30 protein-coding genes are annotated in these 26646 nt (G+C 40.4%); 22 read left to right on the forward strand and 8 right to left on the reverse strand.

All coding sequences use genetic code 11. The annotated features are described in order from the left end of the window. Positions 1-90: 90 nt before the first annotated feature. The 3 genes from P7J58_RS09235 to P7J58_RS09245 all read right to left on the reverse strand — a co-directional run bounded on the left by P7J58_RS09235 (position 91) and on the right by P7J58_RS09245 (position 3329). Entirely contained in the window at positions 91-399 is a 309-nt protein-coding gene (locus P7J58_RS09235) for a DUF1827 family protein (RefSeq protein ID WP_002938710.1), read from the reverse strand. A gap of 54 nt (positions 400-453) precedes the next feature. Continuing rightward, entirely contained in the window at positions 454-915 is a 462-nt protein-coding gene (locus tag P7J58_RS09240; protein ID WP_029187357.1) for an NUDIX hydrolase, read from the reverse strand. 185 nt (positions 916-1100) lie between these two features. Beyond that, on the reverse strand, positions 1101-3329 hold the full coding sequence (locus tag P7J58_RS09245; protein ID WP_099832478.1) for an ATP-dependent Clp protease ATP-binding subunit: 2229 nt from the start codon (positions 3327-3329) through the stop codon (positions 1101-1103). A gap of 222 nt (positions 3330-3551) precedes the next feature. Here P7J58_RS09245 and P7J58_RS09250 point away from each other — a divergent pair, with 222 nt between their 5' ends. The 7 genes from P7J58_RS09250 to P7J58_RS09280 all read left to right on the forward strand — a co-directional run bounded on the left by P7J58_RS09250 (position 3552) and on the right by P7J58_RS09280 (position 8050). Beyond that, positions 3552-3782, forward strand: a complete 231-nt coding sequence (locus P7J58_RS09250; RefSeq protein ID WP_002938704.1) for a DUF1797 family protein — start codon at positions 3552-3554, stop codon at positions 3780-3782. 125 nt (positions 3783-3907) lie between these two features. Continuing rightward, the gene (locus tag P7J58_RS09255; protein WP_044759104.1) at positions 3908-4597 is read left to right on the forward strand and encodes an amino acid ABC transporter permease; all 690 of its coding nucleotides are present in this window, start codon (positions 3908-3910) and stop codon (positions 4595-4597) included. After that, entirely contained in the window at positions 4590-5324 is a 735-nt protein-coding gene (locus P7J58_RS09260; RefSeq protein ID WP_105120624.1) for an amino acid ABC transporter ATP-binding protein, read from the forward strand. Before P7J58_RS09255 ends, P7J58_RS09260 begins: the two co-directional genes overlap by 8 nt. A 232-nt stretch (positions 5325-5556) precedes the next feature. Beyond that, positions 5557-6405 (forward strand): bifunctional methylenetetrahydrofolate dehydrogenase/methenyltetrahydrofolate cyclohydrolase, encoded by an 849-nt coding sequence (locus tag P7J58_RS09265; RefSeq protein ID WP_024378968.1) that lies wholly within the window; start codon positions 5557-5559, stop codon positions 6403-6405. Positions 6406-6647: 242 nt separating this feature from the next. Continuing rightward, a complete protein-coding gene (locus P7J58_RS09270; RefSeq protein WP_079267632.1) occupies positions 6648-6788 on the forward strand; it encodes a YSIRK-type signal peptide-containing protein in 141 nt (46 codons plus the stop codon). Further along, positions 6748-7314 (forward strand): hypothetical protein, encoded by a 567-nt coding sequence (locus P7J58_RS09275; protein WP_408556184.1) that lies wholly within the window; start codon positions 6748-6750, stop codon positions 7312-7314. Before P7J58_RS09270 ends, P7J58_RS09275 begins: the two co-directional genes overlap by 41 nt. Positions 7315-7564: 250 nt before the next feature. After that, positions 7565-8050: a hypothetical protein gene (locus P7J58_RS09280; RefSeq protein WP_029179915.1), complete on the forward strand. Its 486-nt coding sequence runs from the start codon at positions 7565-7567 to the stop codon at positions 8048-8050. 252 nt (positions 8051-8302) lie between these two features. Here P7J58_RS09280 and P7J58_RS09285 read toward each other — a convergent pair whose 3' ends face one another. After that, positions 8303-9004 carry a CPBP family intramembrane glutamic endopeptidase gene (locus P7J58_RS09285; RefSeq protein WP_015647212.1) on the reverse strand — a complete coding sequence of 234 codons (702 nt, stop codon included), beginning with the start codon at positions 9002-9004 and terminating at the stop codon, positions 8303-8305. A 228-nt stretch (positions 9005-9232) separates the two neighbouring features. Here P7J58_RS09285 and P7J58_RS09290 point away from each other — a divergent pair, with 228 nt between their 5' ends. The 3 genes from P7J58_RS09290 to P7J58_RS09300 all read left to right on the forward strand — a co-directional run bounded on the left by P7J58_RS09290 (position 9233) and on the right by P7J58_RS09300 (position 12412). After that, the gene (locus P7J58_RS09290; RefSeq protein ID WP_024376704.1) at positions 9233-9883 is read left to right on the forward strand and encodes a response regulator transcription factor; all 651 of its coding nucleotides are present in this window, start codon (positions 9233-9235) and stop codon (positions 9881-9883) included. 1 nt (position 9884) lies between these two features. Further along, positions 9885-11255, forward strand: a complete 1371-nt coding sequence (locus P7J58_RS09295) for a sensor histidine kinase (protein ID WP_024376705.1) — start codon at positions 9885-9887, stop codon at positions 11253-11255. 605 nt (positions 11256-11860) lie between these two features. Then, complete coding sequence (locus P7J58_RS09300) at positions 11861-12412, forward strand: isoprenylcysteine carboxyl methyltransferase family protein (RefSeq protein ID WP_024418639.1); 552 nt, start codon at positions 11861-11863, stop codon at positions 12410-12412. A gap of 208 nt (positions 12413-12620) precedes the next feature. Here P7J58_RS09300 and P7J58_RS09305 read toward each other — a convergent pair whose 3' ends face one another. Beyond that, positions 12621-13529, reverse strand: a complete 909-nt coding sequence (locus P7J58_RS09305) for a neutral zinc metallopeptidase (RefSeq protein ID WP_099776502.1) — start codon at positions 13527-13529, stop codon at positions 12621-12623. Positions 13530-13753: 224 nt separating this feature from the next. Between P7J58_RS09305 and xseA the strand changes: the two genes are divergently transcribed. From xseA to P7J58_RS09365, 12 genes are all read left to right on the forward strand, one after another. Further along, complete coding sequence (gene xseA / locus P7J58_RS09310; protein WP_099776500.1) at positions 13754-15097, forward strand: exodeoxyribonuclease VII large subunit; 1344 nt, start codon at positions 13754-13756, stop codon at positions 15095-15097. Beyond that, entirely contained in the window at positions 15072-15287 is a 216-nt protein-coding gene (locus tag P7J58_RS09315; RefSeq protein WP_002936269.1) for an exodeoxyribonuclease VII small subunit, read from the forward strand. The genes xseA and P7J58_RS09315 overlap by 26 nt, the downstream gene beginning before the upstream one ends. After that, the gene (locus tag P7J58_RS09320; protein ID WP_099776498.1) at positions 15287-16159 is read left to right on the forward strand and encodes a polyprenyl synthetase family protein; all 873 of its coding nucleotides are present in this window, start codon (positions 15287-15289) and stop codon (positions 16157-16159) included. Before P7J58_RS09315 ends, P7J58_RS09320 begins: the two co-directional genes overlap by 1 nt. Continuing rightward, positions 16152-16973: a TlyA family RNA methyltransferase gene (locus P7J58_RS09325; RefSeq protein WP_029172744.1), complete on the forward strand. Its 822-nt coding sequence runs from the start codon at positions 16152-16154 to the stop codon at positions 16971-16973. The genes P7J58_RS09320 and P7J58_RS09325 overlap by 8 nt, the downstream gene beginning before the upstream one ends. Then, positions 16966-17391 carry an arginine repressor gene (locus P7J58_RS09330; RefSeq protein ID WP_002942941.1) on the forward strand — a complete coding sequence of 142 codons (426 nt, stop codon included), beginning with the start codon at positions 16966-16968 and terminating at the stop codon, positions 17389-17391. Before P7J58_RS09325 ends, P7J58_RS09330 begins: the two co-directional genes overlap by 8 nt. 2 nt (positions 17392-17393) lie before the next feature. Further along, on the forward strand, positions 17394-19055 hold the full coding sequence (recN, locus tag P7J58_RS09335; protein ID WP_029174766.1) for a DNA repair protein RecN: 1662 nt from the start codon (positions 17394-17396) through the stop codon (positions 19053-19055). A 93-nt stretch (positions 19056-19148) separates the two neighbouring features. Then, positions 19149-19982, forward strand: coding sequence for a DegV family protein (locus P7J58_RS09340; RefSeq protein ID WP_029186531.1), 834 nt, complete (start codon positions 19149-19151; stop codon positions 19980-19982). Further along, on the forward strand, positions 19975-20808 hold the full coding sequence (locus P7J58_RS09345; protein WP_408556183.1) for an SGNH/GDSL hydrolase family protein: 834 nt from the start codon (positions 19975-19977) through the stop codon (positions 20806-20808). The genes P7J58_RS09340 and P7J58_RS09345 overlap by 8 nt, the downstream gene beginning before the upstream one ends. Beyond that, complete coding sequence (locus P7J58_RS09350) at positions 20780-21376, forward strand: YpmS family protein (RefSeq protein WP_408556182.1); 597 nt, start codon at positions 20780-20782, stop codon at positions 21374-21376. The genes P7J58_RS09345 and P7J58_RS09350 overlap by 29 nt, the downstream gene beginning before the upstream one ends. An 89-nt stretch (positions 21377-21465) precedes the next feature. Further along, positions 21466-21741, forward strand: a complete 276-nt coding sequence (locus P7J58_RS09355; protein WP_002942953.1) for an HU family DNA-binding protein — start codon at positions 21466-21468, stop codon at positions 21739-21741. Between the two features lie 97 nt (positions 21742-21838). Beyond that, positions 21839-22018, forward strand: a complete 180-nt coding sequence (locus P7J58_RS09360; RefSeq protein ID WP_024409746.1) for a hypothetical protein — start codon at positions 21839-21841, stop codon at positions 22016-22018. A 119-nt stretch (positions 22019-22137) separates the two neighbouring features. Next, positions 22138-22605 carry a GNAT family N-acetyltransferase gene (locus P7J58_RS09365; protein WP_002942918.1) on the forward strand — a complete coding sequence of 156 codons (468 nt, stop codon included), beginning with the start codon at positions 22138-22140 and terminating at the stop codon, positions 22603-22605. Between the two features lie 139 nt (positions 22606-22744). Here P7J58_RS09365 and P7J58_RS09370 read toward each other — a convergent pair whose 3' ends face one another. From P7J58_RS09370 to P7J58_RS09380, 3 genes are all read right to left on the reverse strand, one after another. Further along, positions 22745-24031 carry a hydroxymethylglutaryl-CoA reductase, degradative gene (locus P7J58_RS09370; protein WP_408556181.1) on the reverse strand — a complete coding sequence of 429 codons (1287 nt, stop codon included), beginning with the start codon at positions 24029-24031 and terminating at the stop codon, positions 22745-22747. Positions 24032-24092: 61 nt separating this feature from the next. Next, positions 24093-25247: a hydroxymethylglutaryl-CoA synthase gene (locus tag P7J58_RS09375; RefSeq protein WP_024408371.1), complete on the reverse strand. Its 1155-nt coding sequence runs from the start codon at positions 25245-25247 to the stop codon at positions 24093-24095. 28 nt (positions 25248-25275) lie between these two features. Continuing rightward, positions 25276-26460, reverse strand: a complete 1185-nt coding sequence (locus P7J58_RS09380; protein WP_408556180.1) for an acetyl-CoA C-acetyltransferase — start codon at positions 26458-26460, stop codon at positions 25276-25278. Positions 26461-26646 lie beyond the last annotated feature (186 nt).

Raw genomic sequence — 26646 nt, forward strand, 5'->3', positions numbered from 1 at the left:
TCTTATATTATACTCCTAAATACGAAGAAAAGCCCTTAGAAAATCAATTCTAAGGACTTTGTCTTCAGTCTGAAGAAGCCATCTGGCTTCTTACACTTCTGCGATAATGGGAATAGACATTTCAATCAAACGGTCTGTGTGAATCGTTTGAATGGCAGCCTTGTTAATAGTTCGTTCATCAATTTTTCGATGAAGGAAGAAATCACGAATTTGCTCGATTTCATTTTGTTGTACTGCACGGTATTTATTACTAATCAAGAGTTCATAATGACGGGGTGCCTGTGTGAAAATAACGTCTGTATTACCTGCAGAATAAGTCTCTACTAGGAAAGCATCAGTATTAGCCAACTGGCTTTGGACAAGATTGGGATGACTATTTGTCGTGTTAATGATTTTCATGTGGAACCTCCTCTATCTCTTTGGCTACATTATAGCACGATTAGAGTGTTTTTACTAGTTATTGAATGAATTTTCTTGCAATTTCCATTGTTCAATGCCCCATTTGTGACTACCACGTTTGAGTTTATCGATGGCTTCATTGACTGGGAACCAGGCAATATGGTTGAAATCTTCTAGTGGTTGTCCTATTTGATGGTAGCTAGTTACTTCATAGATGTAGGCTGGATTATAGAAATGGGTATCGCGGTGGCTAGAGTAGAAGTATTCGTCAGCCTGACCAAAGTATTTTCCGATTTCAGCGGTGAATCCAAGCTCTTCCATCAATTCGCGCTCCAAGGCAATGAGGTGATTTTCTCCCTTTTCAATTTCTCCACCAGGAAGAAACCAAGCTCCGTTTGGCGCTTGAACGAGTATGATCTGTTCTTTCTTTTCATCTGGGATAACTGCGTAAACACCAAAGCGACTCTGGTAGCTGACGCCAACCTTCTTTTCTCCAAATACAGCGATTTTCTCCATAGGCAATTCTATCCTCTTTCATAATTGGAATGAGTTGTATACATTATACCACTTTTTTATTATTTTTCCTTGTGATAGGCTTTACAAAGTAAAGTTTTTTTATAGGATGGAGATGGGGAAAAATTTAGAAAAATAGAGTATCAAAACAGTAAAATAGGCTACTCGTAGGGAGCAGCTCTATTTTCTTATTTTGTCTTTGTTTGTGCCTTGATTTGAATTGTACCTTTACTTGACATGACAGCACGTAGGTCTTTTTCTGCTGGATGTTCTAAGTAGAAGTCTGTGATTGCATCTTCAATCTGATCTTGGATGGTTCTGCGGAGTGGACGAGCTCCCATCTTTGGATCGTAGCCAAGGTCCACTAATTTCTCCTTAACTTTATCTGTTACATGGAGGCTGATGCCATTGTGAGAAAGGCGTTTGTTTACATCGTCTAGCATGAGGCTGACGATTTCAAGTAGGTTTTCCTTGCTCAGTGGTTGGAACTCAATAATGCCGTCAAATCGGTTCATAAATTCAGGTGTGAAGAAATTGCTAAGTTGGCCAAGGACTGATTGAGTCCGCCCTTCTATAGCCGCACCAAAACCGACACTTGCTTCAATTTTTCCAGTACCAGCATTTGATGTCATGATGATGATGGTATCTTTGAAGCTGACTGTCCGCCCTTGTCCATCTGTCAGACGCCCATCGTCTAAGACCTGAAGGAACATGTGCATGACATCTGGGTGGGCTTTTTCAACTTCGTCAAGGAGGATGAGTGAGTAAGGATTACGACGGACTTTTTCAGTCAATTGTCCAGCCTCCTCATAGCCGACATAGCCTGGAGGAGCTCCGACGAGTTTAGCAACAGCGTGTTTTTCCATGTATTCGGACATGTCGAAGCGGATCATGCTGTCCGCCGAACCGAAGAGTTCGATAGCTAATTGCTTAGACAATTCGGTTTTACCGACACCTGTTGGTCCGACAAAGAGGAAGGATCCAATTGGACGATTTGGAGCACCGAGACCGACACGATTACGGCGGATGGCTTTAGCTATCTTGTCAACTGCTTCATCTTGTCCGATAACATGGGCTTTTAAGTCACTAGCGAGGTTCACAAGCTGGGACTGTTCCTTTTCTTTTAAATCACCAACTGGGATATTTGTTTTTTGCTCAACGATGGCCTCAATTTCTTTCTCAGTAATGAGTGGAATATCTTCCTCGCTGATAGTTGCCTTTTGCATCTCCTTGTACTTAGCAATTTGGTCACGGAAATAGGCCGCTTTTTCATAGTCCTCATCCCGTGTAGCTTGTGCTTTACGATTTTCGGCATCAATCAGGCGTTGGTCAATTTCTTTTGGATCAATAAAGTTGAGGGTCAAATTCATTTTTGAACCAGCTTCATCCAGAAGGTCAATAGCCTTGTCTGGGAGGAAACGGTCTTGAATGTAGCGGTTGGACAGTACTGCGGCAGCTTCGATAGCTGCATCGGAGTATTTAACATGATGGTAATCCTGGTATTTATTTTGGATACCTTTGAGAATGGTAATGGTTTCTTCGACACTTGGTTCTTCAACTTTTACAGGTTGCATACGGCGCTCTAGGGCGGCATCTTTTTCGATAATACGGTATTCGTTGAGCGTTGTTGCACCGACTAGTTGCATTTCACCACGTGCGAGGGCTGGTTTGAGGATATTGCCAGCATCCATGTTGCCATCGCCTGCAGAACCAGCACCGACAATTTCGTGAATCTCGTCAATAAAAAGAATGATTTCGCGACGATTACGGATTTCTTCCATGAGTTTTTGCATACGTTCTTCAAATTGTCCGCGGATACCTGTTCCTTGTACGAGGCTGACAACATCCAGACGAATGACTTCCTTGTCTCGTAATTTCTGTGGGACATCGCCATCGACAATTTTTTGAGCCAAGCCTTCAACAACCGCTGTTTTACCTACTCCAGGCTCACCGATAAGAACAGGGTTATTTTTTGTACGACGGTTGAGAATTTCGATGACACGGGTAATTTCTTGATCGCGACCGATTACTGGATCAATATCCCCACGACGGGCAATTTCGGTAACGTTGATACCAAATTCTTCAAGGAGTCCATTTGGTTGTTGGGGTTGTTGCGGAGGAGGGGTTTGTCCACCACGTCCATTATGCCCACCGGCTTGAGTGGGAGGAGTCTGTTCGCGATTTTTTCCGGCAGGGGTATTGCCAGGATAGCCACCTAGGTGATTGAAGAATTCACTAAAGGGATCCATATTGTTAGGATTTGTTAAATCTCCCAACCCACGTAGGATGGCATTATTAGGGTCTGTTTTCATGATTTGGTAGCAGTTGTGACAGAGGTCTACCTGCTGCTGTTTACCGTTTAAGTTGGTGTAGAGATGGATCGTTGCGTCGTTGATATTACAATTTTTGCAGAGCATAATTCTACCTCTTTCTGTGAAAAATGTGACCTATTGTTGAATAGTCAAAAAAGGTCAGTTCTAGCTTTATTATAACAAGATTCATAGAAAAATCAAGAAACTGCTACGCTTGGAAAAACTTTCTATGAAAAATAGGGCGATAGGAAGAAAATAGGGAAAAAATAAGACTTTTTTGGCAATATGTGGTAAAATATTCCTATAAAAAGGATTAGGAGAACGAATATGGAATCACATTTGGTGAGAATTATCAATCGTCTGGAAGCTATGGCTAATGACGGCGGTACGTTGAAACGTAATTTCGAACGAGATGGTATTGTTGTTGCAGAAGTGGCTTATAGCTATGACGAGGAAAATGGTTCAGTATTTACCTTGCGTGATGTTGCTGCTCGTGAAACGTACGCGTTTGACAGCATCGACTTGATTGCAATGGAAATCTATGAGCTATTGTACTAAGAAGAAGTGAGAGGCACCTAAGGGTGCTTTTTTCTTGTGTAAATTGAATATTATAAATAAAAGTATTGCATAAATATTCAAAAATGGTATAATAGACTCTAAATGACAGAATTGGAGTAAGATGAATGAATTTTTCTTTTTTGCCTGAGTATTGGGCTTATTTTAATTATGGGGCAATTGTTACCCTCATTATTGCATTTTTCTCAGTATTTTTTGGTAGTATTTTAGGTGTGTTGCTTGCCTTTGCTCAGCGTAGTAAGTATAAAGTTTTAGCTTGGACTGCCAATATCTATGTCTGGATTTTCCGTGGGACACCGATGATTGTCCAGATTATGATTGCTTTTGCGATGACACATTTTGTAGCACCAACTTTTCAGCTAGGAATTTTGACGGTTGATTTGACGCGCTTGATTCCAGGTATCATTGTTATTTCGATGAACTCGGGTGCCTATGTATCTGAAACTGTTCGTGCTGGTATTAATGCTGTACCAAAAGGACAGTTGGAAGCTGCTTATTCGCTTGGTATTAGACCAAAGCAGGCGATGCGTTACGTTATCATGCCACAGGCTATCAAGAATATCCTTCCAGCCTTGGGAAATGAATTTGTGACTATTGTTAAGGATAGTTCACTTTTGTCAACCATCGGTGTGATGGAATTATGGAATGGTGCTCAGACAGTTCAATCCACTTCTTATATTCCTTTAACACCACTTGTATTTGCAGCGAGCTATTATCTAATTATGACAACGGTGCTAACAGTGATTATTCAGTTGTTTGAGAAAAAGTTGAACAAGGGAGGGCAGTTCCATGTCTAATGCGATTATTTCTATCAAGGATTTACATAAGTGCTTCGGAAAGAATGAGGTTCTAAAAGGAATTGATTTAGATATTCAACAAGGTCAGGTAGTCGTTATTATCGGTCCATCAGGGTCAGGGAAATCGACTTTCTTACGCACAATGAACCTCTTAGAAGTGCCAACCAAGGGAACTGTTACATTTGAAGGTGTTGATATTACTGACAAGTCAAATGATATTTTCAAGATGCGTGAAAAGATGGGAATGGTTTTTCAACAGTTCAATCTTTTTCCAAATATGACGGTATTAGATAATATTACTTTATCACCTATTAAGACAAAGGGAATTGCAAAGGATGAGGCTGAGAAGAAGGCTAAGGAATTACTTGAAAAGGTAGGATTGCCAGATAAGGCGAATGCCTATCCACAAAGCCTTTCAGGTGGTCAGCAACAGCGGATCGCTATTGCACGTGGTCTGGCTATGGACCCAGATGTCCTACTTTTTGATGAACCGACCTCTGCACTAGACCCTGAAATGGTTGGTGAAGTTCTTGCTGTAATGCAGGATTTGGCCAAGTCAGGGATGACCATGGTTATCGTGACTCATGAGATGGGATTTGCGCGTGAGGTAGCTGACAGGGTTATCTTTATGGATGGCGGTGTCATCGTGGAGGATGGAACGCCTGAAGAAGTCTTTGAACATACCAAGGAAGAACGGACTAAGGATTTCTTGTCTAAGGTCTTGTAATATAGTCATTTAGTTTTTCTTTTATTACTTCGTTAACTCGCTTTGCCGTACTCCAGTACTGTCTGCAGCTCGTTGCCTAGTACTAAAAGTAAACTAAAAGACTATAAATGAACAAATAAGTACGACTCCGACATTGTTCGGAGTTTTTTGCTATATGCATAGTCTACTTTGGACAAGGATAGTCAGTCGGAGAATTTTAGGGTATAATAGAAAAAACAAAAGGAGTGTAGGTATGACAGTCATTGATGGGAAAGCACTAGGTATAAAAATGCAGGCTGCCTTGGCGGAGAAAACTGCTCGATTAAAAGAAGAAAAGGGGTTGGTACCAGGTCTTGTAGTTATTTTAGTTGGCGAAAATCCTGCTAGTCAGGTTTATGTACGGAATAAGGAGCGGTCAGCTCTAGCTGCTGGATTCAAGAGTGAGGTTGTTCGCGTTCCAGATACGATTTCTGAGTCAGACTTGTTGGATTTGATTGAGCGCTATAATCAGGATGATGAATGGCATGGTATTTTGGTGCAATTGCCCTTACCAGCCCATATCAGCGAGGAGAAGGTCTTGTTGGCCATTGACCCAGATAAGGATGTGGATGGTTTTCATCCGACTAACATGGGGAAATTCTGGTCTGGTCATCCTGTTATGATTCCATCTACCCCAGCAGGAATTATGGAAATGTTCAAGGAATATCAGATTGAGCTGGAAGGGAAGTCAGCTTTAGTTATTGGTCGTTCTAATATTGTTGGTAAACCGATGGCACAGCTGCTGCTGGATGCCAATGCTACTGTAACGATTGCGCATTCTCGTACCAAAAACTTGCCAGAGCTTGCTCGTCAGGCCGATATTCTTGTTGTTGCCATTGGTCGTGGTCATTTTGTGACCAAGGAATTTGTTAAGCCAGGTGCCGTGGTGATTGATGTTGGTATGAATCGTGATGAAAATGGCAAGCTAATCGGTGATGTCAAATACGATGAGGTATCAGAAGTGGCAAGTTATATTACCCCAGTTCCAGGTGGTGTTGGTCCGATGACTATTACCATGTTGATGGAACAGACCTATGAAGCTTGTGTCAGAAGTGCAAAATAATTATTTGAAATATCAGCTATGTGGTGTAGCTGGTATTTTTTATTTTGGGAGTGGGAAGACGAAATCAGAGAAGTGGTACTGGGCTTGAGCCCAGCTTTGTTTTGAGGCATATTCTTAGGAATGAGCATGGGCAGATTAGATAAAAAACAAACGAAACATAATACTATGTGAGATTGGTTTTCTATAATTAGAGTAGGCACTGTGTGTGTTGAGTATTAAATGATAGAAAACAAGGAGAAAAAATGAATAGACAGACTGAAATTTTTTCGTTGAGAAAGAGTAAGGTTGGATTAGCTTCTGTTATGATTGCGCTTATGTGGTTTGGAACAGTTGTAAAAGTTGATGAAAGTAACTTATCGGTTAAAAGGAAAGATTTTAGATAAGTCACTGAAAAATATTTCACTAGTTGCAGTAATGAAAAATTTTGATCATCAGAATCATCTATTTAAGCAAATCGTTTCGGTTGCTAGTTTAGAATTGACTCTTAAGAAGTTAGAGCAGGTAAATCCAAAGTCGAATAATTTAGATTTTAGAAATCCAAACACTGAGAAACCAGAAAAGAAAGCACCTTCAGTTCCTGAGGTAGACAAAGAAACTGAAGCTCCTATAGAAGGTTTAAAATCAAAAGATAAGATTACCGTTACAGTTAAAGGAGGGGAAAATTCAGAAATTACGGATTTGGATTTCCATTATTATATTTATCAAGGTAATTTCCAAAGAACAATTTCTGCAGGGGCAACGTTAGCAGAATTTTTGAAAGAAATTGCTATTAAAGAAGCTCCGCTTGATAATGATCGAAAACCGAATGATGTTATTCTAAAAAAAGGTTACAGGGTTTCGAAATGGGTAGATGATAAGAATAATGTAATACAATCATATCAAATATCAAGGCGGATACGGAGGCATTAACCGATGCAAGCCTTGTGACAATAGAATCTAACCAAACGTTAGAAGAACAGCCATTGACAGTTGAAGAGCAAGCTACAAAAGGAGCTGAGAATGGAGGAAATCAAGACGATGACAGTCTGCTAACCTAGAGGAAATCGAGAATGTCATTTCTGAGCCAAAGGCTGAAGCAACCCCAGAAACAAAGGTTGAGGATTCAACCCTTTCTGAATTTACACCGCGTGCTGTAAGGTCAGCTGAAAATAATTTGGATATGGAATCCCTCCCTGTTACTCCAGAATTGCCGAATGAGAAACAACCGGCTTACATCCAAGATACGAACTATCCAGGCAAACCATTTCAAATACAGCAATCCGTTTCGATAGAAGCAACTTCCGTAACCGATAAAAAAATTGAGTGGGAAGTGACTTTCAAATTTAGAGACTGGGCATTCTATGAATCAATTGGTGGATACTATTTTATCATTCCAGATGGCTTAAAACTAACTAAGTTAGTAGATCAGAGTAACACGGATATTTTAAATCACTATAAGTCAGAAGGTGCTGGTGGGGATGAGTATAGGGCGTTTGAAAATGGAAAGGGAGAATTTGATGCGCAATGGGGTCGGTCTGCAGGGTTTATGGACAATGCTATATTTAATAAATGGAAGGAAGAAAATCGTTTCTCAAAAATTCTCTTTCGAGACTACCGCAGAGATGTACAGACCGTTACTTATAAATTAGAGTCTGTCAATCTATAGGCTGAGATGAGATATGGACATTGATTCTGAGAAGTATAGTTGGGCATAAATATAAATTTCAATAAAAATATTGATAATAAAATGCATAAAATCAACGTTCTTAGCAACACGATTTTATGCGTTTTTTGGCACTCTTTTCTCTAAATTACATAAAATAAACCACCCGTTTTCACGGGTGGTCATGACTAGTAGGTATCCACTCAGTCTTTGGTGATATGAGGATAGCTTGTGTTCAAATTATCTGTTAGATAACTAGTATAGAATATATGATAGAATAGTTAAACCGATAACATCAGCCACCGCATGTGCTAGGAAAAATGGTAATAAATTTTTAGGTTTTATTTTTTGATAAAGTAGATAGAAAATAGTTCCTAGAATTAAGCCTAAACCGAGTGCACTAATTAAACCTTGATAGGTATGGAAACTGCATCGAATAATTAATGAATATAAAAATGCCCATTTTGCATATTTAGGGTTAACCAGTAAGCACAGGTTAAGGAAGAAAATTTCTTCATAAAATCCGTTCAACAATGAGTACAAAATCAGTGATAAATCAATGTTAGGAAATAATTGAAACATGGATGGAGTGTTGGAAGCTAGAAACTGATAGGATACTAAATGATAGATATCCAAGCATAATGCAGAGAAAATGAATAAGGCAACAGCTTGTAATGGAACCCAAGGAGTAATAAAAATATGTTTTTTCCAAATTGAGAAATCAAAATTTCGGAGTAATAGATAGAAGATGGCTATTGTGAGCCAAACTAACTGTAGAGCCAAAGCCTTATAATTGTCCATTGTTGAAAATGTCAAATTTTCTTGAAGAGTTGTAGTTTGATTTTGTAAGGCTATGTATTGGAGAGTAGAGTTGATGATTCCATCTCCAAATAAAATAATTGTTAGAATGAGGATATCAAACCATTTTAATACGGTTAATTTTTTTGGACTCCACATAATGGGATAGCTCCTTTCATTTTTGTTTAGTTCAGTTTATCAAACAAATCTATATATGTCCTTGGTTTCATCTGTTTTTTATCTGTTTTAAACAGAAGAAGTCAAAAGAAAGCTGAAATAGCAGAACATGATGCTCTATTTATCTATGATAGAGTTGCACCATTGTACGAATCGGTATATAATTGTATAATAATATTTTATAATAGAACTTTACGAGGAGGTATAAAAATGTCAAGAATCTTGGTTGTCGAGGATGACATAGTTATTAGTCAAGTTGTTTGTGAGTTTTTAAAAGAATATGGTTATCAGGTAGAATCTGTTTTTGATGGAAAGGTTGCTTTAGAAAGGTTTCAAGAAGAACAATTCGATTTAATTGTTTTAGATATCATGATTCCGTCTATGACAGGTTTGGAAGTACTGAAGGAAATTCGCAAAACTTCTCAGATTCCAATTTTGATGCTGACAGCCATGGGTGACGAATATACACAGCTTATTAGTTTTAATCAGATTATAAGTGATTATGTTGTTAAACCATTTTCACCAACTATATTGGTAAAACGGATTGAGAATATTTTGAGAGGAAAAGGAGATACAGATAGCATTGAGATAGGAACAATTCTTATTCAACCAACTAGTGGGGCAGTTTATATGGAAGAAGAAGAAGTTCAATTAACAAAAAAAGAATATGAAGTTTTACTATATTTAGCTAAACGACGTGGGAAAATTGTTAGTCGTGATAACTTGATGATGGGAATATGGGGATATACGGAATTGGATAGCCGTGTCTTAGATAATCATATCAAGAATATACGTAAAAAATTGCCGTCACTTCCTTTGAAGACAGTTGTTGGTCGTGGTTATCAAATAGAGGATACTTGATATGGGGATTGCTAGAAAAAATTTCATAGTTGTTGCTGTGATGATTTCTTTCATCTCTGTAACATTGTTAGGGTTATTGTATTATGCTATGCCTATATATTATAATCAGGTTAAGAAACAGGAATTGAGACATGATTATATGACTGTGGCTAAACAATTGGATGGGATGCCAGAAGCTAAGATTATATCTGAGATTGATGATTACGACAGAAAAACTCCGAAGATTATTATTAGTCTTTTTTCGAGTGATAGAGAAATTATTTATCCAGACCCCAATGATGAAATGGCCAAAAAGTATGAGAAAGAGTATTTAGAAAATGGAGATTTTGATGAAATTGGTTCTGGGGGCGTCGAGATAACATCGGCAGAAGGAGTTACATATTATCTGTTATTTAATTATGGATTCCACTCATTATCGGATGTCAGTCAAACATTGGTAACTTTTTATCCATTCATATTGCTGTTGATTATTGTTCTGGCAGTTTCGGTAGCTTTTGTTTACAGTAGGCTGTCCACTCGTAGAATAGCAAGAATTTCAGAAACAACAAGACGGATGCAATCGTTAGAGTCTGGAATCAGTTGTGCTGTTGTAGGAACAGATGAAATAACAGCATTGGCTCAGGATATTAACAGCCTGTATAGCAAGTTATTGTCAAGTATCGATGAATTAAGAACGGAAAATGAACGTGCTATGGCACGTGAGAAGGAGAAGTCTGATTTCCTCCGTATCACATCACACGAATTAAAAACTCCAATAGCTAGTATGTTGGGGTTAGTCGAAGGCATGATTTATAATGTGGGGCCATTTAAGGACCATGATACATATTTAAAAAAATGCAAGGAAATCTTGCAGGAACAATCTGAGTTAGTTCATTCTATTTTAGAAGCGACAAATCTTGATATGGCTTTAAAGGAAAGCAGAGAACAAATCCGATTAGATCAGTTGATTGATTCCTCTTTAACAAGTTATCAGAGTTTGGCAGAGGTTAAGGGATATCAATTTGAAGTAGAACTATCACCGGTTCTCATTGAAGGAAATCCTGATTATTTCTTAAAAGCTATTAAGAATATTTTAGATAATGCCTTTCGGTACTCATGTAAAGAAGCTATTATTCGTGTAGTACTGCGCCAAAATCAATTAATAATCGAAAATCAGGTTGAACGTGTTTTAAGTGACGAGGAATTGGATCAAGTCTTTCGTCCATTCTATCGTCCAGACTACAGCCGTGATAAGAAAGATGGTGGTACAGGGATTGGTTTGTTTATTGTACAGAAAATATTAGAAAAACACGGATTTCCGTACACTTTTTATGCTTCTGATACACAAACTATGCGTTTTATGATTCATTTGCAATCTAATGAATTGATATAGGTAAAATTATAATATAGACATTTAGTTTTTCTTTTATTACTTCGACGTAAGGAGGCTGGGCAAAAAGTCCAGCGCCACTTCTCAGGGTTTGTGTCAACATTTCAGCGCAGTGGTTGATTGGCAGATTTGTTCGTGTTTTACACTCCAAATCTGACCTAATCAACTGTGCGGGGGTGGGAAAACGAACTCTTCTATGGATGGTCGAGTTCTTTTCCACTCCCTATTTCCAACTTCAAACACTCCACTGGATTGTTTGAACTCGCTTTGCTGTACTCTGCAGGGGTGATTTGCTCCGCAAGTGCTATCTCCAACCTTGCACAGTCACTCGACTGTACAAGCTGTCTGCAGCTATTGAAGCGAACTTGCTTCGCCCTATCTCCAACCTCCAAAGGTTCCCAAAACCTTTGGAGCGAGTACTAAAAGTAAACTAAAAGACTATAAAAGAGACATGATTTCATCCATTTTTGAAAACAGGTCTCTTTTATTGTAGTCTCAAATGGAAAAATGGAAAATAGGAAAAAAACAGGAGAGGAATAGAATGTCGACAGTCTAACCTTGTATAATGAATGTGTTTGATAAAATCTGTTAAAATACAGGAGGGATTTATGGTTGTTTTTTTGGTTATTTGTATTTTTTTGGTGAGAATCTATTTTTTGAAGATTTCCATTAAAAACGAAAAACGGATTTTGAAAAACGGCGGTTCAGAATTTGGTGTTCAAAATACTAAATTATTAACAGTTGTACATATTCTATTTTATTTATCATGTTTGGTTGAAGCAGTAGTGCGACACGCCAAGTTTGATACGCTTAGTAGCTTAGGTTTGATATTCTTGCTGTTTTCAATGGGAATGTTATTTTGGGTAACACGATTGTTAGGTGATATTTGGACAGTTAAGCTCATGTTGGTAAAAGATCATCGTTTTGTTGATCATTGGTTGTTTCGTGTTGTAAAGCATCCTAACTATTTCCTAAATATTATACCAGAATTAATCGGTTTAGCTTTATTGTGTCATGCAACATATAGTTTTCTCATCTTATTTCCAGTCTACATGGTTATCTTATACAGACGTATTCACGAGGAAAATAACTTGTTGAAAACAGTGATTATTCCAAACGGAACTGTGCAGTCTGCAGCAGAGATAACTGGAAATAATTAAAGTTTGCTAAATAATAATTGTGATATTGTTTGAAACTAGGATACCGCTCTAATTAGAGTTGATGAGTAAGTTTACATGATTCAGTTTTCATATTTAAAAGTGGTACCGTATGTGTAAATTGGCTTCTGTCAGTTGTATATTATAAAGAAACTCTTGCAAAAGTGTATGTTGCAAGAGTTTCTTTATTGCTACAAGAGGCTATGGATGTTTACGGTTTCTCTACGGAGAATGTATCGGCGTGGGCAAGGTCACCATAGGTATAGCCGAGGTTAAACCATTTTTTCCTTTGCTCAGAAGTGCCGTGGGTAAAACTGTCTGGAACAGTACGGCCGTAGGCTTCCTGCTGAAGAGTATCGTCACCAACTGCATGGGCAGCATTCATGGCTTCGTCAATATCACCAGCATCCAAGATGCCTTGTCCATCAACATATTTGGCCCAGGCTCCTGCATAATAGTCAGCTTGCAATTCTAGACGGACATTGAGGGCGTTGCCTTCCTTTTCTGATAATTGAGTACGTTTTTGGTGGTAGGCACCAAGGACTTCCAATTCATTTTGGACATGGTGACCGACCTCATGAGCGATGACATAGGCCATGGCAAAGTCACCAGCAGCCTTATACTTGCTAGATAATTCTTGATAGAAAGAAGTATCAATATAAATCTTGCGGTCAGCAGAGCAATAGAATGGACCGGCTTGGGCGGAACCCACTCCACATCCGGTTTGGGTCTGGTTAGTATAGAAAACCATAGTCGGTGCATTGTAGGTTAAACCATTGGCTTTAAATTCTTGGACCCAAAAATCTTCTGTTGATCCTAAAACCTTACTCATGAATTCAGCATCTGCATCAGACACATCTGTACCAGTCGTTGTGACTTGACTCGATTGGTAAGGATTAGTCCCTGTTGATGGGGAAAGCAGTCCACCAAGGTTTGACATGCCTCCGAAGGCTAATAAAAGGACAAGAACAAGTAGTTTTCCTTTCCAACCAAGTCGTGAAAAGAGTAGTCCCAATAGAACATTTCCGCCAGATGAACCAGACGAGAAAGAAGAGTTAGAACTGGATTGCCCCCTGCGGTCCTCAATGTTAGAACTTTTTCGTAAATCATCAATTTTCAAATAAATCTCCTTAGAACCTGCATAATGATTCTTAGAACCCATATTCACAAGTAAAGTGTTTTTACGCATTGGACCGTGAATCCAGATTCTTATATTCTCACAAACTATTATATAGCAAATTGTTGAAAAAAACACAGGAAAGCTATCGGAAATAATAGGCCTAGTTCTGTATAAAAGTGCAAAATTTGGTATAATAGTGGGGATACAATATAGAAGGAGTGGACATGGTTGAATATTTATCGGTTAGTCATCTAACTAAGTATTTAAAATTAAAGTTTGACCGCGATCCGTATTTGGAGAAGGTGTATTTGACAGGTCAAGTGTCCAACTTCCGTAAACGCCCTAGCCATCAATATTTTTCGCTCAAGGATGACAAGGCAGTCATCCAAGCGACCATGTGGGCAGGCGTCTATAAGAATCTGGGCTTTGAGCTTGAAGAGGGAATGAAAATCAATGTCATTGGGCGCATTCAGCTCTATGAACCAAATGGTTCTTATTCCATTGTCATTGAAAAAGCTGAGCCAGATGGTATTGGAGCCTTGGCAATCAAGTTTGAACAGCTCAAACAAGCTCTGACACAGGAAGGCTTATTTAAAGAAGAATTCAAGCAAGCCTTGCCACGGTTTACCAAGAAAATCGGTGTCATTACCAGTCCAAGTGGAGCCGTTATTCAGGATATTATTACAACCGTTAGCCGACGTTTTCCAGGCGTAGAGATAGTTCTCTATCCGACCAAGGTGCAAGGAGATGGTGCTGCTCAGGAGGTTGTTGCCAATATCCAAAGAGCCAATGAACGGGATGACTTGGATGTTCTGATTGTTGGTCGTGGCGGTGGTTCTATCGAAGACCTTTGGGCTTTCAATGAAGAAATTGTGGTTCGGGCTATTTTTGAATCCCGTATTCCAATCATTTCCAGTGTGGGTCACGAAACGGATACGACTCTGGCAGATTTTGTGGCAGACCGCAGGGCAGCCACTCCGACAGCTGCCGCAGAATTAGCGACTCCTGTGACCAAGGCAGACTTACTGGGTTATTTAAATCAGCAGGAAAATCGAGCCTATCAGACCATGACCAATCGGTTGAAATTCCTGAGAGGGCAGCTTGAGAAAATTAGCCAGTCAGTTATGTTCCGTCAGCCTGAACGCTTATACGATGGTTATTTACAAAAATTAGACCGTTTGACCAACCAATTGCAGACACGGATGAAAGAAGTCTATAGCCAGCAGAAACAGGCTAGTCTCTTACTACAGCAACGATTACAAGGTGTGCATCCAGGTCGTAAAGTAGAGAGTTTCCAAGAGAGAATTATCCAGCAGGAACGACTCTTGAAGAGCAATATGGCTAATATCTATGACAATAAGATGGCCAAGGCGGACAAGCTGATTGAGGCCTTGACTATGCTGGATACCAGTCGCATCGTGGCTCGTGGCTATGCCATGATTCGTCAAGATGGTCGGGTGATTGATAGTGTAGAAAATGTACAAATGGGTGAAAACCTAACCATCCAGATGAAGGATGGTCAACTTGATGTGGAGGTAAAACATGTCCAAACAGACGAAAACATTTGAAGAAAATCTAGCTGAATTAGAAGGAATCGTAACCAAATTAGAGCGAGGCGATGTGGCTCTGGAAGAAGCACTTGCCGAGTTTCAAAAAGGAATGGTCCTATCGAAAGACCTACAAAAGACACTAGCAGAAGCTGAAAAGACCTTGGTCAAGGTCATGCAGGCGGATGGCAGTGAAGCGGAGATGGATTAATGGTTGATGTGAAACGGATTGATCAGGAAATTCGCGATTTTTATTACAACCGTGGAACAATTGTTTCGGAAGAATTAATTGATGCGATTTTGTATTCGATTGATGGTGGTGGAAAGCGGATTCGACCGGTCTTATTGCTTCAAATCGTGGAAGGATTTGGGGTCGAATTACAGCAAGCCCACTACCAAGTGGCCGCTGCCTTAGAGATGATTCATACGGGAAGCCTGATTCACGATGATCTTCCTGCCATGGATGATGATGATTACCGTAGAGGTCGACTCACCAATCATAAGAAATTTGACGAAGCGACAGCTATTTTAGCAGGCGATAGCCTCTTTTTGGACGCTTTTGGCCTCCTGTCTCTGGCTGATTTACCAAATCAGGTTTTACTTGAATTGATCCAGCTCTTGTCATTAGCATCTGGAACTTTTGGGATGGTCGGTGGTCAAATGCTGGACATGCTAGGTGAAGGAAAAAAATTGGAAATTTTTGACCTGATAAATATCCATAGCAACAAGACAGGTCGATTATTGACATTTCCATTTCATGCAGCAGGGATTATTACGCAACAGCCTAGTTCCGTTGTCGGTTCCTTGTGGCAAGCTGGGATGTTGATTGGTCATGCCTTTCAGGTTCGAGATGATATTTTAGATGTAACGGCAGATTTTGATGAATTGGGCAAAACGCCTCGGAAAGATTTGGCGGCTGAAAAAGCAACATATCCAAGCTTGTTAGGGTTAGAAGAGTCCAAATTCATTGTTCAGGATTCATTGAATAAGGCTGTGGGCATTTTTAAGGAATTAGAAGAACACAATGGCTTTAAGGGGCAAGAAGTGTATCAATTGATAGAAAGTTTACGAATCAATGGCTAAGGAAAGAGTAGATGTACTAGCTTTTAAACAGGGGCTTTTCGAGACGCGGGAGCAGGCCAAACGCGGTGTTATGGCTGGCTTAGTTATATCCGTCATTAATGGGGAACGCTACGACAAACCAGGTGAGAAGATTGACGAGGGAATTGAACTCAAGCTCAAGGGGGAAAAACTCAAGTATGTCAGCCGTGGTGGTCTCAAATTGGAGAAAGCCTTGCAGGTTTTCCACTTATCAGTTGAGGGTCAAACAACGATTGATATTGGGGCTTCGACAGGCGGATTTACGGATGTTATGTTGCAGGCTGGTGCCAAGCAGGTCTATGCTGTGGATGTAGGGACCAATCAACTGGCTTGGAAATTACGTCAGGATGAGCGTGTGATCAGCATGGAACAGTACAATTTCCGCTATGCTGAGTTGGGAGATTTCGAACTTGGTCAACCAAGTTTTGCGTCCATTGACGTCAGCTTTATCTCATTGAGTCTGATTTTGCCAGCACTCCATCGTATTTTAGCGGAGGGCGGCCAGGTTGTTGCCCTTGTCAAACCCCAATTCGAGGCTGGACGTGAACAGATTGGGAAAAATGGCATTGTTAAGGATAAATCCGTTCACTTGAAAGTCTTGGAAGATGTGACAAAAATGGCCGTGGAAACAGGCTTCTCAGTCAAAGCCCTTAGCTTTTCCCCTGTTCAAGGCGGTCATGGCAATATCGAATTTTTAGCGCACTTAGAAAAATCAACACAACCAAACCAGATTGATAAAGAGGTCATAACAACTACAGTCTATCAAGCACATGAGGAATTTAAAAAGGATGAATAAACGAGAACGATTAGAAGTCATTAAAGATTTGGTAGTCCGATTTCCTATTGATACACAGGAAGAAATTGTTGAACGTCTAGAAGCAATGGGTGTCAATGCGACACAAGCAACGGTTTCACGTGATATCAAGGAACTTGGCATTATTAAGGTTCCATCAGCGGATAAAGGATATATTTATGGTCTACCAAAGGCAGGTCTTGTTAAGGTAAAATCGCAGAATGTTTTTGAAGTCTCAGTGATGGATAAAATGATTAATCTCCGTCTGGTACCTGGAAGCTCTGCTGTGGTCAAACGCCGGATTTTGGAACAATTTCAAGAACATGTTTTTTCAGTGATTGCTGATGATGACAGTATTCTGCTCATTGTTACAAACGAAGGCATTATTTCGCAAATCGAACAGACGGTTAGAGGGTGGTAGCCATGTTACTAGAAGTGTCCATTAAAAACTTCGCCATTATTGAGCAGGTATCACTGAATTTTGAAAACGGGATGACCATCCTATCTGGTGAAACAGGTGCAGGTAAATCCATTATCATTGATGCCATGAACCTGATGCTTGGAGCGCGTGCGACGACAGATGTTATCAGACATGGGGCCGCCAAGGCTGAGATTGAAGGGCTCTTTTCCTTTGAAAATAGCAGAGCTCTCGAGCAGATTTTGCTTGAACAGGGGATTGAAGTAGCTGACGAACTCATTATCCGTCGTGAAATCCTACAAAATGGCCGTTCGGTCAGCCGTGTCAATGGGCAGATGGTCAATTTATCTGTCTTGAAACAGATTGGGCAATATTTAGTAGATATTCATGGTCAACATGACCAGGAAGAATTGATGAAATCCCAGCACCATATCCGTCTTTTGGACAGTTTCGGAGAAGATGAATTTTGGAGTCTTAAAGACCGTTATCAGACAACCTTTGATGCTTACCGTAGTCTTCGCAAACGAGTTCTTGAAAAGCAAAAAAATGAGCAAGAACACAAGGCGCGGATTGAGATGTTGGAATACCAAATTGCTGAAATCGAAGCAGCAGATTTGAAGTCTGGCGAAGATATTCAACTCAATCAGGAACGCGATAAACTGCTCAACCACAAACAAATTGCAGATACACTGACCAATGCCTATGCACTGTTAGACAATGAAGATTTTTCAAGCTTGAACAACCTACGCTCAGCAATGAGTGACTTGCAAAGTCTGGAAGAATTTGATCCAGACTACAAACAGCTCTCTTCTAGCCTGACAGAAGCTTATTATGTTGTTGAAGATGTGACCAAGCGTCTCAGCGATGTGGTCGATAATCTAGATTTTGACGGCAATCGTCTCTTGCAATTGGAAAGTCGTCTGGATTTGCTCAATACCATTACGAAGAAATATGGCGGAACTGTCGATGATGTTTTGGACTATTTTAGTAAAATCAGCGAAGAATACAATCTATTGACAGGCAATGATTTATCTGGTGATGATTTGGAAGTTCAGCTTAAGAACTTAGAGAAAGAATTGGTTGAACGAGCAGGTCAGCTCAGCCAATCACGCCATGAATTGGCTCTTGTTTTAGAAGATATTATTCGCCAAGAATTGCAAGACTTGTATATGGAGAAAGCTCGTTTCCAAGTTCGATTTACTAAAGGAAAATTTAATCGAGAAGGAAATGAAACAGTAGAATTTTACATCTCTACCAACCCAGGTGAAGACTTCAAGCCTCTGGTTAAGGTGGCTTCTGGAGGAGAATTGTCTCGCTTGATGTTGGCCATTAAGTCAGCCTTTGCCCGTAAAGAAGGTAAAACTTCTATTGTCTTTGATGAGGTGGATACAGGGGTATCTGGACGTGTGGCCCAGGCAATTGCCCAGAAAATTTATAAAATCGGACAATATGGTCAAGTATTGGCGATTTCTCATCTACCACAAGTCATTGCTATTGCAGATTATCAGTTCTTTATTGAGAAAATATCCGACGAACATTCGACTGTTTCTCGTGTCCGTCTCTTGACCAAAGAAGAGCGTATTGAGGAAATTGCCAAGATGTTAGCCGGTGACAAAATCACAGATGCAGCCCGTAATCAAGCAAAAGAATTAGTAGAAAAAGGTTAGGCGACTAGCCTTTTTGCTTATGTCCAAAGTTTATTTTTTAGTTAAAATTTGTTATAATAGATGGCAAAATTGAAGAGAATTGTAGGATGAAATATGTCAAAGATTAAGATTGTTACGGATTCAAGTACGACTATCGAACCCAGTTTGGTCGAAGCATTGAATATAACAGTTGTTCCATTATCTGTAATGGTTGACGGAGTCGTATACTCTGACAACGATTTAAAAGAAGGAGAATTCTTAGAGCTCATGCGTGGGTCGAAAAACTTGCCAAAAACAAGCCAGCCCCCAGTAGGACTCTTTGCGGAAACTTTTGCTGATTTGGCTAAAGATGGCAGTCAGATTATTGCCATTCTCTTGTCGCATGCCTTATCAGGGACAGTAGAAGCTGCTAGACAAGGAGCAACCCTTTCTGGTGCTGATGTGACAATACTCGATTCAAGCTTTACAGATCAGGCTGAAAAATTCCAAGTTGTAGAAGCAGCACGCATGGCACAAGCTGGTGCCAGCAAAGAAGAAATCCTTGCAGCTATTGAAACAGTCAAAGAAAAAACGGAATTATACATCGGTGTATCAACCCTAGAAAATCTAGTCAAGGGTGGTCGTATTGGACGTGTTCAAGGGATGCTGAGTAGCCTACTCAATATCCGTGTCATCATGGAAATGAAAGACCATCAGCTGACTCCGATTGTCAAGGGACGAGGCAATAAGACCTTTAAAAAATGGCTGGAAGAGTTCACGGCAACTCTAGCAGATAAAAAAGTAGTCGAGATTGGTATTTCCTATTCAGGAACGGCTGATTTTGCAAACGAAATGAAGAGTCAATTACAAGAGTACGTCTCAAAAGAAATTTCTGTTTTAGAGACAGGTTCCATCATTCAAACTCATACTGGTGAGGATGCCTGGGCTATTTTGATTCGTTATGAATAACAGGAAGTTGATTAAAGGCTTTGTTTTCTTTTTTCTGGCAATTCTAGGGTCGATTTTTCTATTTCATCAACTCATTCCTGTTGCCTCATCTCGCATCTCCAGACAAGAGCTTACCGTATCAGAAAAAATCAGTTTTCGATATGTGGCACTTGGTGATTCTTTGACAGAAGGTGTTGGAGATACAACTGGACAGGGGGGCTTTGTTCCCTTGTTGGCTCAATCTCTAACTAACGATTATGGTTATGAAGTAGATTATAAAAATTTCGGAGTTTCTGGGAATACCAGTAATCAGATTCTTAAGCGAATGAAGGAAGATGGAGAGCTGATAAGCTACTTAAAAACAGCAGATCTGTTAACTCTGACAGTTGGTGGCAATGATTTGCGCAAGGCTATTATTAAAAACATTGCCAATCTCAAAGTTTCAACTTTTGATAAGCCCGCAAAAGATTACGGAAAACGATTGGATACGATTATTAAGACAGCGCGTAAGAATAATCCAAATCTTCCCATCTATGTTGTCGGGATTTACAATCCACTCTACCTCAATTTTCCTGAATTGACAGAAATGCAGACAATTGTTGATAATTGGAATACGATGACAGAACAGATAACTGAAAAATATCAAGATGTCTACTTTGTTCCGATCAATGATTTGCTCTATAAAGGATTGGAAGGGGAGGCTGGTATTAGTCAGAATGGTAGCCAAGTTACCAATAATTTACTGTATGAGGAAGACAGTTTCCATCCCAATAATACTGGATATGAGATTATGAAAAAAGCGATATTGGAGAGAATGAATGAGACCACGGAAAGCTGGGAACCTTAATATTTGGAAATGGCTATTTTTAGCCCAGTTGGCTTTATTGATTGGTTGCGGAATAGTCCTCTATACACGGATTCAAACAGATAGAGAGGATTTAACAAAGCTCGTTCAGACTAGTGGAGAAGATACCAAGGTTGGGACCTTCTCCACTAATAGGGAACAGCTCAACCAAACCATCACTAACTATCTAAAAGAGTATCAGACGGAAGAGTTTTCCTATCAATTATTCATAACGAATCAACAAGTAGTTTTTGAAGGCAGCTATCAGGTTTTTGGTGTGACTATCCCACTCTACATTTATTTTCAACCTAGCAAAATGGAAGATGGCAGTATTTTGTTACGGATAACAGAAATATCAGTTGGAAGTTTATCCCTGCCGAAAGCAGAGGTATTAGCTTATTTACAAAAAAATTATAAACTCCCTGCCTTTGTAAAAATAGACTCCGAACAAGCGCAAGTACAGGTTCAACTGACAGAACTGAAGAACAAATTTGGTCTGTATGGAAAGGCGAATACGATTGATTTGTACAACGACCAATTCATTGTTGATATCTACAGAAAAAGACAGTAAAATAGCATTAAAAACTTGACCAAACGCCTAAAATTCGGTACTATATAGAAGTGAGTAATAACTCAGAAAATTATTGGAGGACTTAGCAAATGGCTAATAAACAAGATTTGATTGCAAAAGTTGCAGAAGCGACTTCATTGACTAAAAAAGACTCAGCAGCAGCTGTTGAAGCAGTATTCGGAGCAGTAGCAGACTACCTTGCAGCTGGTGAAAAAGTACAATTGATCGGTTTCGGTAACTTTGAAGTTCGTGAGCGTTCAGCACGTACAGGTCGCAACCCTCAAACAGGTGCAGAAATCAAAATCGCAGCATCAAAAGTTCCAGCATTCAAAGCTGGTAAAGCTCTCAAAGACGCTGTGAAATAATTCAGCATGAAAAAGCCCGTCATATCAAGCTTTCTAGCTTGTCCGACGGGCTTTTTTTGTGTTTAAGGGGCAAATAAGGGGCAAAACTTTATACTCAATGAAAATCAAAAGTAGCCTAGGAAACGAAGCCGAAGATAGAACTGGAGTTTATCAAGGCAAGTTGACAACGGATAATTTTGATTTTCGAAGAGTATTAGTAATTTTCTACACTACACATTCTCGTTTTAAGACAACAAAAAACCAGCCTTGGGCAGCTGATTTTTTAGGAGATTTATGAAAAATTTTAGGATACACCTATAGTATACTCGAATTTTCAGATTCTTCATCGGTCTGCAGACCTATTTTGTTAAAAAATAAACATGTGCTATAATAATAAAAACTCAAAAGGAGAGTATTATGACAATCCGTAAAGCTAGACAATCTGATATTCCAGTTTTAAATGAATTGCTTCAAGATATTTTACAGGTGCATCACCAAGCACGACCAGATATTTTTAAAAGCGCAGGTCAAAAATTTTCTGAGGCTGAATTAGTAGCACTTTTGGAAAATCCAGATAAGCCTATTTTTGTCTTTGAGTTAGAGGGACAAGTGGTTGGGCATCTTTTTTGTGAATTATCTACCGCAACAGGCGATGTTTTAGAACCAGTTAAAACCTTGTTTATTGATGATTTGTGTGTAGCCAATTCTGCGCGTGGTCAAAGAATTGGCGAGCAGCTTTATGAATTTGCTCTTTCCTATGCTAAGGAGCAGGGGTGCCATAATCTTACCTTGGATGTATGGGCTGACAATGCAGGAGCTGTCCGTTTTTATGAACGCCAAGGAATGAAACCACAAAAGTTCCGTATGGAGCAAATAATAGAGTGAGGCTGGGCAAAAAGCCCAGGACCACTACTCAGAGTTCGTGTCAACATCTCAGCGCAGTGGTTGATTGGCAGATTTGTTCGTGTTTTGCACTCCAAATCTGGCCTAATCAACTGTGCGGGGGTGGGAAGACGAACTCTTTTTATCTTGGTCGAGTTCTTTCCCACTCCCAATGTTCTCTCATTTTTGCCAATAATTTTTGAGCAGTTTCTAGGTTGCTGTGCTTTTCTTTCCGCAGGAGTTGGGCTAGTTGGTCTACTTCATGCTCCTCGGCGCCAGCAAGTAGCGCTAGGGATTTTGCGTGGAGCTTCATGTGACCAGCCTGAATCCCTGAAGTAACAAGAGCACGCAGGGCAGCAAAGTTCTGACAGAGACCGACAGAAGCGATGATAGAAGCTAATTGGCGTGCCTTTGGTTGTTGGAGAAGGTCAAAAGCGACTGCTACCTTTGGATTGAGCCCGATAGAGCCACCGACGGAGGCGATCGGAAGAGGTAGGGTGATGGAGCCGACCAAGTGCTCGCCATCAATGGACCAAGTAGAAAGCCCCTTGTATTGCCCATCACGGCTGGCATAAGCATGGGCCCCGGCTTCGACTGCCCGCCAGTCATTTCCTGTAGCGATAACGACAGCATCTATACCATTAAAAATCCCTTTGTTATGTGTCGCAGCACGATAAGGGTCCACTTGCGCCAGTTTGCTTGCCAGGGCTATTTTTTGAGCAGTTTCTTGAGCAATGGCAGAGCTGGTAGCCAGACTAGGGATGGCAATATGGCATTGGGCGGTGACCAGTGACTCCGTTGCATAGTTGGAGAGGATTCCCATCAAAGCCTGTCCCTTGCTGAGTTCTTCTAAGTCATCCTTAACAGCTTCTAACATGTTATTGAGGATATTGGCTCCCATGGCTTCTTGTACATCAACCTGAAGATAGACAATCAAAAACTCATCCTTACTCTCAACAGTCAATTCTCTTGCACCGCCCCCTCGTTTGACAATGGAAGGGTGCGCTTGATTGGCAGTTTCTAAAATACTCTCCTTCTGGTCAAGAATCGCCTGTGTCGCTCTGCTATGGTCTGAAATATCGTAGAGAGCAACTTGTCCAATCATGATACGGTTGTGAATAGTCGTTGTAAAACCGCCAGATTTAGCGATGATTTTGGCTCCGAAAGATGCAGCTGCAACCACAGAAGGTTCTTCAGTAACCATCGGTACAGAATAAGTTTGTCCATCCACTAGAAGTTCTGGAAGTACAGAAAAAGGTAAGGAAAACGTTCCTAGATGATTTTCTGCCATCTTTCCCGCAATTGCTTCTGGCAGGTTTTCGTCTTTGTATAGAATGTCTAAGCTATCTTCGGCTAGGGAACGATTCTGACGGAGAATATCAATGCGCTCTTGGCGTGATTTTTTATAAAATCCGGAAAAAGTTGACATAGGTTCCTCTTTCTATAGGAAAGCGCCCCTTGGTGAGAGCCAAAGGGCGCCGTTTTGGCTTTTATTTACGATAGATACGTTTGTGATTGTCCACTTTGATAAGGGCAAAGGGACTTTGGTCTTCTGGTAGGTCAAGGGATGAACCAGTTTCATCAAGTGTAATTTCTTCAAAGAAGACTTGTTCGTATTCCTTAACGCTGAGTTTTGTACGCTGATTGAGTTGTTCTAAACGATTTTCTTGTAAGTGGTCGCGATAACCTTCAACGAGTTGACCGCTGAAAATTTCACAGACAGCGCCGCTACCATAGCTATAAAAGAGGATTTGATCCCCTGTCTCTAACGCTCTGCTATTTTCCAAAAGGGAAAGAAGAGAGAGGAAGATAGAGCCAGTGTAGATGTTGCCGACGACTTTATTATAGACGATAGCTTCCTGGAAACGTTCTGTCAAGCGACTAAGAGTTTCTTCATCCTGAGCAATAGCTTGCAGTCCTTTAAGACCTTGTTTGGAGAAAGGGATATGCAAGCACATGGCAGCAAAATCGTTGAGGGTTTTGCCTGTTTTTTGTTGATAGTAGTCGAAAGTTGTCGTCAAGCAATCGGTGTACTGTTCAGTTGAAAATTTACCATCAACACGTGGATATTTGTCGTAGTTAGGACGCCAGAAGTCGTAGATGTCACGTGTTTGGCAGACATTATCATTGTTGAGGACCAAAATTCGTGGGTTTGCGGTTACCAACATGGCAACTGCACCAGCACCTTGGGTAGGTTCACCGCCAGAAGCGACTCCATATTTTGCAATATCACTAGCAATGACTAGGACTTTTGATTCTGGGAATTGAGCGATATGGCTTTTGGCAAGACTTAGTCCAGCCGTTGCACCGTAACAAGCCTCCTTCATCTCGATGGAGCGAGCGAAGGGCTGAATACCGAGTAATCCATGAATGGTAACGGCGGCAGCCTTACTTTGATCTACACTAGATTCTGTGCCGACAATAACCATGTCAATGGTTTGTTTATCTTCTTCTGTCAGAATGGCTTCGGCAGCCTTTGCACCAAGACTGATAATATCTTGAGTGACAGGAGCTACAGCCATTTCAGACTGAAGAAGACCAATCTTAAATTTATTTGGGTCCACATTGCGGGCTTGGGCTAAATCAGCCAAATCTAAAACATAATCGGGTGCCGCAAATCCGATTTTATCAATACCGATGTTCATAATATATCCTTTGTGTACAAATGATAGGTTAACTTGTTTGCGCATTGGAAACGATTAGGGAGATGCCTTGACCGCCTCCGATACAAAGTGAGCAAAGACCAAGCTCTTTTTCTTGCTTGATTAATTCGTGAATCAGAGTGACTAGGATTCGACTACCACTAGCTCCGATTGGATGTCCAAGGGCGATAGCACCACCATTGACATTGACTTTTGCAGGATCAATGCCGAGTTGTTTGACAACTGGAATTGATTGGGCTGCAAATGCCTCGTTGAGTTCGAATAGATCGATATCCTCGACTGTTTTATTCAGTTTTTGTAGCGCTTTTTGGCTAGCAGTAATAGGTCCAAGCCCCATCAATGCGGGATCTAAACCGCTTGTTGCATAGGCCTCAATATAGGCGAGTGGCTGGATATTTAGCTCACTGGCTTTTTCATCAGACATGAGTACCAAGACAGCACAGCCGTCGTTGATGCCAGAAGCATTGGCTGCGGTGACGGATCCATCTTTTTTGAAAGCTGGATGGAGTGTTGCCAATTTTTCAATTGGCGTCAGACGAGGATACTCATCTGTGGCAAAAATAGTTTCGCCTTTCCGATTTTTTAGTCTAATAGGAACAATTTCGTCAACAAATCTTCCCTCAGCAATAGCTTTTGCAGCCTTCTCTTGGCTACTGTATGCAAAAGCATCTTGCTCTGCGCGACTGACTTGATAGCGTTCAGCAACATTTTCTGCAGTAATGCCCATGTGATAGTCGTTGAAGGCATCTGTCAAACCATCTGTTAACATGGAATCTTCCAGACTAATATGCCCTAATTTACTACCAAACCGGCTAGTTTTGGATAGATAAGGTGCCTGGCTCATGATTTCAATGCCTCCAGCCACAACTACATCATTGTCACCGAGAAGGATTGATTGTGTGGCAAGAAGGACTGATTTGAGACCAGAACCACAGACTTTATTGACTGCATAGGCAGAGGATGTCTGAGGAATGCCTGCACGAATAGCAATTTGACGTGCAATATTTTGTCCTTGTCCTGCTGAGAGAACATTTCCGAAGATAACTTCATCAACGCTGTCTGCAGGGATGTTTTTATTAGCTAAGGCTGTTTTGAGGACTTGCGCCCCTAAATCAGCGATTTCAATATCTTTCAGACTGCCTCCGAAGCTGCCGATAGCAGAACGATAGGCAGACACGATAGCTACTTTTTTCATGATAACTCCTATAGTGGTATCGTTTTGAACTGTCGTGTTCAGCCTTACTATTATACCATTATTTTGTATTTTTTCTAAGAAGAAAGATAGGTCTAGAGACTGAATTTACATCCCGACTTTATCACATAAAAAAATGCAAAGGATAGCTAACCCCTTGTGGGACAAGGAGTTTGGCTATCCTTTTTC

Origin of the sequence: Streptococcus suis, assembly GCF_046032535.1 — a bacterium.
GTDB lineage: Bacteria > Bacillota > Bacilli > Lactobacillales > Streptococcaceae > Streptococcus > Streptococcus suis_AK.

Coding starts and splice junctions, on each gene's coding strand:
- P7J58_RS09235 (WP_002938710.1), bottom strand. CDS start 399: ATGAAAATCATTAACACGACAAATAGTCATCCCAATCTTGTCCAAAGC.
- P7J58_RS09240 (WP_029187357.1), bottom strand. CDS start 915: ATGGAGAAAATCGCTGTATTTGGAGAAAAGAAGGTTGGCGTCAGCTAC.
- P7J58_RS09245 (WP_099832478.1), bottom strand. CDS start 3,329: ATGCTCTGCAAAAATTGTAATATCAACGACGCAACGATCCATCTCTAC.
- P7J58_RS09250 (WP_002938704.1), top strand. CDS start 3,552: ATGGAATCACATTTGGTGAGAATTATCAATCGTCTGGAAGCTATGGCT.
- P7J58_RS09255 (WP_044759104.1), top strand. CDS start 3,908: ATGAATTTTTCTTTTTTGCCTGAGTATTGGGCTTATTTTAATTATGGG.
- P7J58_RS09260 (WP_105120624.1), top strand. CDS start 4,590: ATGTCTAATGCGATTATTTCTATCAAGGATTTACATAAGTGCTTCGGA.
- P7J58_RS09265 (WP_024378968.1), top strand. CDS start 5,557: ATGACAGTCATTGATGGGAAAGCACTAGGTATAAAAATGCAGGCTGCC.
- P7J58_RS09270 (WP_079267632.1), top strand. CDS start 6,648: ATGAATAGACAGACTGAAATTTTTTCGTTGAGAAAGAGTAAGGTTGGA.
- P7J58_RS09275 (WP_408556184.1), top strand. CDS start 6,748: ATGAAAGTAACTTATCGGTTAAAAGGAAAGATTTTAGATAAGTCACTG.
- P7J58_RS09280 (WP_029179915.1), top strand. CDS start 7,565: ATGGAATCCCTCCCTGTTACTCCAGAATTGCCGAATGAGAAACAACCG.
- P7J58_RS09285 (WP_015647212.1), bottom strand. CDS start 9,004: ATGTGGAGTCCAAAAAAATTAACCGTATTAAAATGGTTTGATATCCTC.
- P7J58_RS09290 (WP_024376704.1), top strand. CDS start 9,233: ATGTCAAGAATCTTGGTTGTCGAGGATGACATAGTTATTAGTCAAGTT.
- P7J58_RS09295 (WP_024376705.1), top strand. CDS start 9,885: ATGGGGATTGCTAGAAAAAATTTCATAGTTGTTGCTGTGATGATTTCT.
- P7J58_RS09300 (WP_024418639.1), top strand. CDS start 11,861: ATGGTTGTTTTTTTGGTTATTTGTATTTTTTTGGTGAGAATCTATTTT.
- xseA (WP_099776500.1), top strand. CDS start 13,754: ATGGTTGAATATTTATCGGTTAGTCATCTAACTAAGTATTTAAAATTA.
- P7J58_RS09315 (WP_002936269.1), top strand. CDS start 15,072: ATGTCCAAACAGACGAAAACATTTGAAGAAAATCTAGCTGAATTAGAA.
- P7J58_RS09320 (WP_099776498.1), top strand. CDS start 15,287: ATGGTTGATGTGAAACGGATTGATCAGGAAATTCGCGATTTTTATTAC.
- P7J58_RS09325 (WP_029172744.1), top strand. CDS start 16,152: ATGGCTAAGGAAAGAGTAGATGTACTAGCTTTTAAACAGGGGCTTTTC.
- P7J58_RS09330 (WP_002942941.1), top strand. CDS start 16,966: ATGAATAAACGAGAACGATTAGAAGTCATTAAAGATTTGGTAGTCCGA.
- recN (WP_029174766.1), top strand. CDS start 17,394: ATGTTACTAGAAGTGTCCATTAAAAACTTCGCCATTATTGAGCAGGTA.
- P7J58_RS09340 (WP_029186531.1), top strand. CDS start 19,149: ATGTCAAAGATTAAGATTGTTACGGATTCAAGTACGACTATCGAACCC.
- P7J58_RS09345 (WP_408556183.1), top strand. CDS start 19,975: ATGAATAACAGGAAGTTGATTAAAGGCTTTGTTTTCTTTTTTCTGGCA.
- P7J58_RS09350 (WP_408556182.1), top strand. CDS start 20,780: ATGAGACCACGGAAAGCTGGGAACCTTAATATTTGGAAATGGCTATTT.
- P7J58_RS09355 (WP_002942953.1), top strand. CDS start 21,466: ATGGCTAATAAACAAGATTTGATTGCAAAAGTTGCAGAAGCGACTTCA.
- P7J58_RS09360 (WP_024409746.1), top strand. CDS start 21,839: ATGAAAATCAAAAGTAGCCTAGGAAACGAAGCCGAAGATAGAACTGGA.
- P7J58_RS09365 (WP_002942918.1), top strand. CDS start 22,138: ATGACAATCCGTAAAGCTAGACAATCTGATATTCCAGTTTTAAATGAA.
- P7J58_RS09370 (WP_408556181.1), bottom strand. CDS start 24,031: ATGTCAACTTTTTCCGGATTTTATAAAAAATCACGCCAAGAGCGCATT.
- P7J58_RS09375 (WP_024408371.1), bottom strand. CDS start 25,247: ATGAACATCGGTATTGATAAAATCGGATTTGCGGCACCCGATTATGTT.
- P7J58_RS09380 (WP_408556180.1), bottom strand. CDS start 26,460: ATGAAAAAAGTAGCTATCGTGTCTGCCTATCGTTCTGCTATCGGCAGC.